The organism is Micrococcus sp. KRD026 (genome assembly GCF_017168445.1).
Taxonomy (GTDB): domain Bacteria; phylum Actinomycetota; class Actinomycetes; order Actinomycetales; family Micrococcaceae; genus Micrococcus; species Micrococcus luteus.
In genome coordinates this window covers 71,203-73,421 of record NZ_JABFBA010000016.1, presented here as the reverse complement: position 1 = coordinate 73,421, position 2,219 = coordinate 71,203, and the positions used below count along the sequence as shown (strand labels likewise).

Annotated in this window: 1 protein-coding gene and 1 pseudogene; one reads left to right on the top strand and one right to left on the bottom strand. The window is 65.5% G+C overall.

Annotated features, from left to right (window positions below; genetic code table 11):
- The first annotated feature begins 389 nt into the window (after window positions 1-389).
- A complete protein-coding gene (locus tag J1M40_RS06185) occupies window positions 390-1,640 on the top strand; it encodes an IS256 family transposase (RefSeq protein ID WP_036318129.1) in 1,251 nt (416 codons plus the stop codon).
- Window positions 1,641-1,824: 184 nt separating this feature from the next.
- On the opposite strand, the pseudogene J1M40_RS12980 reads toward J1M40_RS06185, so the two are convergent.
- A pseudogene (locus J1M40_RS12980) lies at window positions 1,825-2,094 on the bottom strand (hypothetical protein); the annotation flags it as partial.
- Window positions 2,095-2,219 lie beyond the last annotated feature (125 nt).

Sequence of the window (2,219 nt, the reverse complement as noted above, 5' to 3'; positions counted from 1 at the left end):
GGACGACCTGCTCCGGGGTGTGACGCTTCCTGCTGTTCGTCATGATCTGACCAGTCTCCCTGCCCGCGACCGCGGGCAACAGGACGACTCTCATAACGACTGGACCTACGAAACGGGGTCAGCCCATAAGCCGTGCTCAGTTGAGTCCCTGATAGTGGTGTAACCCTCCCCGGTCACCGACACCGTCCCCTGCACGGACGCGGTCACCGTGGGAGCCTTCGAGCGAACCTTCCAGAGCACTCTCGAAAGGGACATCACCACGATCAGTTGAGTCCCTGATAGTGGTGTAACCCTCCCCGGTCACCGACACCGTCCCCTGCACGGACGCGGTCACCGTGGGAGCCTTCGAGCGAACCTTCCAGAGCACTCTCGAAAGGGACATCACCACGATGACCGCTCCTCACATTGTCGACCCTGAACGCCTGTTGCGCGAAGCCCTCGGCGAAGCCTCACCAGATCTGCTGCGTCACCTGCTCCAGACCATCATCAACGCCCTGCTCAGCGCCGACGCCGACGCGGTCTGCGGGGCCGAGTACGGCACCGCCTCCGAGTCCCGCACCACCCAGCGCAACGGCTACCGCCACCGACCCCTCGACACCCGCGCCGGCACCATCGACGTGGCCATCCCGAAACTCCGGGCCGGTACGTACTTCCCTGATTGGCTCCTGGAACGCCGGAAGAGAGCCGAGTCCGCGTTGATCACGGTGGTCGCTGACTGCTACCTGGCCGGGGTCTCAACCCGCCGCATGGACAAACTCGTGCGACAGCTCGGCATCGACTCGCTCTCGAAGTCCCAGGTCAGCCGCATGGCCACCGAGCTGGATGAGCACATCGAAGCCTTCCGGCACCGGCCCCTGAGCGATACCGGCCCGTTCGTGTTCCTCGCCGCGGACGCCCTGACCATGAAGGTTCGCGAGGGTGGTCGGGTGATCAACGCGGTGGCCATGGTCGCCACCGGCGTCAACGCCGACGGGCGCCGCGAGGTCCTTGGGCTGCGCGTGGCCACCACGGAGTCAGGGGCGGCGTGGAACGAGTTCTTCGCGGACCTGGTGGCCCGCGGCCTGACAGGGGTCAAGCTCGTCACCTCGGACTCCCACCGAGGCCTCGTGGAAGCAGTGGCGGCGAACCTGCCCGGAGCGGTCTGGCAGCGCTGCCGCACGCACTACGCGGCCAACTTGATGGCCGTGACTCCGAAGTCCATGTGGCCGGCGGTGAAGGCCATGCTTCACAGCGTCTACGACCAGCCCGACGGGCCCGCGGTGCACGCCCAGTTCGACCGGCTCCTGGACTACGTGCAGGACAGGTTGCCCGCGGTGACCGCCCACCTCGACGCCGCACGGGAGGACATCCTCGCGTTCACCGGCTTCCCCAAGGACGTGTGGTCCCAAATCTGGTCCAACAACCCTGCCGAGCGCCTCAATCGGGAGATCCGGCGCCGCACGGACTCCGTGGGGATCTTCCCCAACCGAGAGGCCGTCATCCGGTTGGTCGGGGCGGTGTTGGCCGAGCAGACGGATGAGTGGGCAGAGGGCCGCCGGTACCTCGGACTCGAGCTGCTGGCCCGCTGCTCAGGTCTGGATGCGGACACGACATCCACGACCATCCTGGGCACGGAGGTGATGCCGACCTTGGAGACCTGACCGACTCAAGCCCCCACCGCCTCGAAGACGGTTACACCACTTCCAGGGACTTGACCCCGGTCTGGATGCGGACACGACATCCACGACCATCCTGGGCACGGAGGTGATGCCGACCTTGGAGACCTGACCGACTCAAGCCCCCACCGCCTCGAAGACGGTTACACCACTTCCAGGGACTTGACCCCGTGCTCCAGCCACTCTCGCGGTGGAACAGCCATGCCTTTGCATGGAGGCGCGTCGAGGCGGTCGTATAGTTCACGCGCACCTCGCCGCCGAACTCACCCACGATGCGATCCAGTGCTGCCCGTTCGGTCGCCCCCACGTAGGTCGTCGTGATGACGCGGAACGGCACCTGGCGCTCAGCCAAAGAGGCCAACTGTTTCTCTAAAGTGCGCAGCCCGTGCCATTTCACGAACGCGCACAACAGATCGACGCGGTCGGCCGAGGCTAGTTGTTGTGGGTCATGAGGTTCTTGCCACGGGGTACGGGCTGAGATGAGACGAGTGGGCCTCTCCCGCAGGATGGAAGTTCCTACACCACCGACCTGCCCGAGAAGACCCACTCATGACTCACGCTAAC